The 5034-nt window shown below is 67.6% G+C and carries 6 protein-coding genes; 1 reads left to right on the top strand and 5 read right to left on the bottom strand.

The genetic code is table 11. From position 1 onward, the window contains the following. A partial coding sequence (locus R1101_RS0115830; protein ID WP_016934360.1) for a TIGR03619 family F420-dependent LLM class oxidoreductase occupies positions 1–466 on the bottom strand: 466 nt, incomplete at its 3' end. 164 nt (positions 467–630) lie between these two features. Between R1101_RS0115830 and R1101_RS0115825 the strand changes: the two genes are divergently transcribed. Then, a complete protein-coding gene (locus R1101_RS0115825) occupies positions 631–1314 on the top strand; it encodes a TetR family transcriptional regulator (RefSeq protein ID WP_016934359.1) in 684 nt (227 codons plus the stop codon). Positions 1315–1345: 31 nt separating this feature from the next. Here the strand turns inward: R1101_RS0115825 and R1101_RS0115820 are convergent, their stop codons facing one another. From R1101_RS0115820 to R1101_RS0115805, 4 genes are all read right to left on the bottom strand, one after another. Beyond that, positions 1346–2176 carry a hypothetical protein gene (locus R1101_RS0115820; protein ID WP_026003337.1) on the bottom strand — a complete coding sequence of 277 codons (831 nt, stop codon included), beginning with the start codon at positions 2174–2176 and terminating at the stop codon, positions 1346–1348. 194 nt (positions 2177–2370) lie between these two features. Next, on the bottom strand, positions 2371–2478 hold the full coding sequence (locus R1101_RS29645) for a methionine/alanine import family NSS transporter small subunit (protein WP_081494105.1): 108 nt from the start codon (positions 2476–2478) through the stop codon (positions 2371–2373). Continuing rightward, positions 2475–4079 carry a sodium-dependent transporter gene (locus tag R1101_RS0115810; RefSeq protein ID WP_016934356.1) on the bottom strand — a complete coding sequence of 535 codons (1605 nt, stop codon included), beginning with the start codon at positions 4077–4079 and terminating at the stop codon, positions 2475–2477. Before R1101_RS0115810 ends, R1101_RS29645 begins: the two co-directional genes overlap by 4 nt. Before the next feature lie 81 nt (positions 4080–4160). Next, positions 4161–5034: TIGR00374 family protein (locus tag R1101_RS0115805; protein WP_016934355.1), on the bottom strand; the 874-nt coding region annotated here is incomplete at its 5' end.

Raw genomic sequence — 5034 nt, 5'->3', positions numbered from 1 at the left:
AGGCCTCCTCCTCTGTCCACAGCGCCTGCATCGCTTCGAGATATTCGCGCAGCGCGGTCCGCTTCTTCTTCGGTGGCACCCCGTGGTCGGCGAGTTCCTCGGCGTTCCAGCCGAATCCGACGCCGAAGTGCACGCGCCCGCCGGAAAGATGGTCGAGGCTTGCGATGGTCTTGGCGAGGGTGATCGGATCGTGTTCGAGGGGCAGCGCGACGGAGGTGCCCAGTGTGATCGTCGACGTCACCGCGGCCGCGAGGCCCAGCGCCACCCACGGATCGAGGGTGCGCATGTAGCGGTCGTCGGGGAGGGTCTCGTTGCCCGTTCCCGGGTGTGCGGATTCGCGGCGGGCCGGGATGTGGGTGTGTTCGGGGACGTAGAAACTGTCGAAACCGCGGCTCTCCGCGGTCGAGGCGGCGACGTCGGGCCGGATTCCCCGGTCGCTCGTGAACAGGGTGATTCCGTGGCGCACAGCTGCCCCTCTCCTGACGGTGACGGAGAAAATGTAACGCGTTCTACATCCGGAGGGAAGGGATTTCCGGACACCTGTCCGGTCGGGGCTCGGTCGGCGGTACAAAAAAGCAGAAGCACCACGCTGAACTATCCTCGAAACGGGCATGAACGGAAGGTGGCGTGATGACGGAGCAGTCGACGACGGAGACCGCGGACGAAGGATCGGCGTCGGCTCGGGCATCGCGACCGGGTCTCGGGTCCACCCGCTCGCCGGGCGCGGGCCTGCGGCCCGCGCAGCGGGCGCGGTACATGCGGATCATCGCCTCGGCCGAGGAACTCGCGTCGGAAGGCGGATACGACGCCGTGCAGATGCGAGCGGTCGCCGACCGCTCCGGCGTGGCCCTCGGCACGGTCTACCGCTACTTTCCCTCGAAGAATCACCTGCTCGTCGTCGCGCTCGTGCTCGAATTCGAAACCGCCGCGGAAGCCGTGACCACCGCAGAGATTCCGGGTGACGGTGCTGCCGAGCGTCTCATGGGGGTGCTGCGCGGAGTGATGCCCCGTCTCTCCGAGAATCCGCTGCGCTACGACGCCCTCATCCGCGCAGCAATGTTCGCCGACGCGTCCTCGGCGCCCGAACTCGATCGTCTCGGTGAGGTGCTCACCCTCCTCTTCGCGCAGGCGTCCGGCATCGACATCGTCACCGAAGAGGTGCTCAACGCCGTGCGGATCATCGCCGACGTGTGGATGTCGGCGCTCGTCGCCTGGGTTGCGGGACGGCAGTCCGTCGACGACGTGCTCGCGCACATGGACACCGCCGTCACGCTCGTGTTCGACCGGCTGAATCGACTGCAGCGGGCGAGCTGACGCCCGCCCGCTGCATGTCGAAGACCGGTCGTCAGGGCGCCGGCACGTCCACGATGCCGATCGTGGGCAGGAAGAAGCACTGGGTGTCGCCGTTCTGCACGGTGCCGAAGATGGCCGAGAGCACGGTGCCCGAACCCGTCTCGACCGGTGCGACCCGCACGCCACCCATGGGCAGTGTGTCGGCGATGAAGCGCGTGACGGCCTGCTCGATGATGCCGCGTGTCGCTCCGGTGATGCCCTCCGGAATGGCTCCCGCAGCGGCTTCCTCCGGCGTGCCCATCGGCACGAAGCCGCCCTGGAAGGTGTTGATGTTGAACCAGGCGAGCTGGATTCCCGAGGCGTCCGCGTCGCCCTCGAGGCCGACCGGTACGAACGCGAACAACGTTTCGGCGGGGTCGACGACGTTCAGGGTTCCCGGCAGAGGTGCGAGGCTGCGGTTGGGCCACGGGCCGGGCAGTGCGCCCGCGACAGCCGGCACGGTGCCCAGCGGCAGGTCGCCGTCGGCCGTGCAGAACGGTGCGCCGGTGGGGTAGAGGAACGGTTCGACGCCGAGGCGGCGAAGGAATTCCATACCGTCCTCGTAGGCGCCGAGCGGGGTCGATTCCGCAGCGTCGACCGCACTTCCTCGTGCGTTCGCAATGGCTTCGGCCGCGGCCATAGCGGTGGGATCGACGCCGGGCAGTGCGCGGAGCGCTTCGAGGGCGGCCACGAGCGGGCTCTCGACGGGCGCCTGCGCCGGTGCTGCCGGCTCTGCAGGGGCGGGCTCGGCCACGGCGACGGCGGGAAGCGTCAGGCCTGCGGCGACGGTGAGGGCTGCGGCGGCCGAGAAGCGGCGCATCCGGTGACGGTGTCTGCGGCTCATGTGGGGTTCTCCTCCTGTGGGTCGTGACACCCGGACGGGCTGTACCTAACTCTAAAGTAGAGGTTTAGGTTACGACAGTTCCAGGAGACCACAAAGGCGGCGCTCCGGCCGGAGCGCCGCCCCGTGGCGTTACCGAACCGACACCCTCGGGCGGCAGCGTCGGCAATCGACCCCGTCGGGGTCGCGCGTGCGGATCAGTCCGGATCGTCCGGATGCTTGCGCAGGTGGAGGATGCTCATCACGAGACCACCCCACAGGGTGATCAGAGCGAGGATCATCATGCCCATGGCTGCCGTACTCACTGGGTACCTCCGGTGGACGAGTCGGGTCCGGGGACGGAGTCACCGGACGGAACGGAGACCTGGGCGGACGCGAGCGGACGATTCTCGTCGAGTTCGTATTCCTCGTCGATCCCCTTGCGCCACGGGACGAACGTCAGGAGCACGGCAAGGACGATCACGCCGGCCTGCACGCCCCACCCGAAGGCGGTGACCAGGCTGTCGGGAAGGCCACCGTAACCCTCGCGGATACGGTCGCGGACCTCGCTGAAGAGCATGTAGCCGAGAACCAGTGGGGTGACGATGCCCGTGAACACCATCCATCCCGTTCCCACCCGGAAGGACGACACCGAGTTGAGGTGGTCGCGGAGTTCGGGCAGGCGCCGGTAGATCCAGGCGACCACCACGAGCGCCACGAAGGCGACACCGACGATGCCGAACTGGTTCGCGAAGCGGTCCACCACGTCGAGAGTGTTCAAGCCGGTCGTGGTGGGGAAGAGCAGCAGCGACACGATCGCCGACACACCACCGATGGCCAGGACGGCCGGCACCCGGCCGAGACCGGTCTTGTCCTGGAAGGCCGAGACGGTCACCTGGATGATGCTGATCATCGACGTGAACCCGGCAAAGACCAGCGAGCCGAAGAACAGCACGCCGAAGATCGGGCCACCCGGCATCTCCGAGACGATCGTCGGGAAGGCGATGAACGCGAGACCGATACCGCCCGCGACCACCTCACCGACCTCGACACCCTGGGCCTGGGCCATGAAGCCCAGGGCCGAGAACACACCGATGCCGGCGAGCACCTCGAAGCTCGAGTTCGAGAAACCGACGACCAGACCCGAACCGGTGAGGTTCGTCCTGCGCTTCAGGTACGACGCGTAGGTCACCATGATGCCGAAGGCTACGGACAGCGAGAAGAAGATCTGCGCGTACGCCGCGATCCACACACTGGTGTCGGTCAGCGCCGACCAGTTCGGGCTGAAGAACGCATCCAGACCGGTCGTCGCACCGTCGAGGGTCAGCGACCGGACGACGAGCGCGCCGAACAGCAGAACCAGCAACGGTACGAAGAACCGGTTGGCGTTGCCGATACCGCGCTGGACGCCGAGGGCGAGCACCGCGAGCGTCGCGATCCAGACCAGCAGCAGCGTCCACGCGACACCCGGCACGAAGTTCAGGCCGAAGGTCGCGTCGGTGTCCTGGTTCAGGAACGAACTCATGAAGAAGCCCTCGGGGTCGTCACCCCACGCCTCGGTGATCGAGAAGAAGGTGTACCGCGCGGCCCACGCCACGATCACCGCGTAGTACACGCCGATGACGAAGCACACCAGCACCTGCCACCAGCCGATGAACTCGGCTCCGCGGCGCAACCGGCGGAAGGCCAGCGGCGGCGACCCGCGGAATTTGTGCCCGATCGCGTAGTCGACCAGGAGGAGGGGGATGCCCGCAGTCAGCAGCGCGACCAGATACGGGATCAGGAACGCGCCACCCCCGTTCTCGTATGCGATGTACGGGAAGCGCCAGATGTTGCCGAGTCCGACCGCCGAACCGATTGCGGCCATGATGAACACCGACCGGCCCGACCAGACCTCCCGTTTACGTGTGACCTCGTGCTGTGCCACGGACCTCGTCCCTCCATTCATTCGGATGGAGCAACGCTAGCGCCCCGACCGGCGCACGGGCGATCTTTCGGGTAGGCGTCTTCAGTCGTCGTCCCAGATCCGCAGATCCGGGGGAGTGTCGCCCTCGTCCTCCTCGCCGACGTTCCGGTAGCGGAACGCGAAGACGATCCAGCCGACGGCGGCGACGAGCACGAAACTGATCAATCGGTACACCACCACCGCAGACAGGGCCTGCGCACCGGTCATCCCACTGGCGGTGAGCGCCGGGACCAGCACCGCGTCCATGACGCCCAGCCCCGCGGGAAGCAGCGGGATGGCGCGGCTCGTGGCGGTTCCGGCCGCGTAGGCGACCGCGATACCCGCCAGGCTCGGAGCTCCACCGACCGCGTACGCGGCGAACGCCAGGCACGCGCCGTCGCACACCCAGTTGCTCACCGACCAGCCGAACGCGCGGGCCGCGTGCGGACGGTCGAGTTGCACCGCGCTCAACTGATCGACGATCTTCCGCCACGCCCGGGCACCCGCTTGTTCGGGTTTCTTCCGCAGACGGTTCAGCCCCCGCAGGGCGATCAGGCCGATCGACTCGAACGAACCCGGATTGCCCGCCGCGTACTGGATGAGCACGACCAGCAGCAGCAGACCGCCGATCGAGAAGATCAACGAGAACGGGTTGTTGCTCGCGCCGACGAGCAGAGCGCCGACGAGGCCCAGCAGCGCGAGCCCGGCGGCCTGGAGGAGACCGGCCATGACCAGCTGCCAGGTCGACACCACCGGGGATGCACCCCAGTGGCGCATCTGCCGGTAGGTGAAGGTCGTCCCGACCACCGGCCCACCCGGAAGGGTCACGCTCATGGAGTTCGCCGCCAGTGCCACCGAGAGCGATTGCCGCTGTGAGACCTTCACATCCGCCGCGGACAGCAGTGCCCGCTGAACCCGAGCGAAGGTCGACATCTCC

The sequence above is a fragment of the Rhodococcus sp. R1101 genome (assembly GCF_000278445.1).
Lineage (GTDB): Bacteria > Actinomycetota > Actinomycetes > Mycobacteriales > Mycobacteriaceae > Rhodococcus > Rhodococcus gordoniae.
This window is presented reverse-complemented; position numbering and strand designations above follow the sequence as displayed.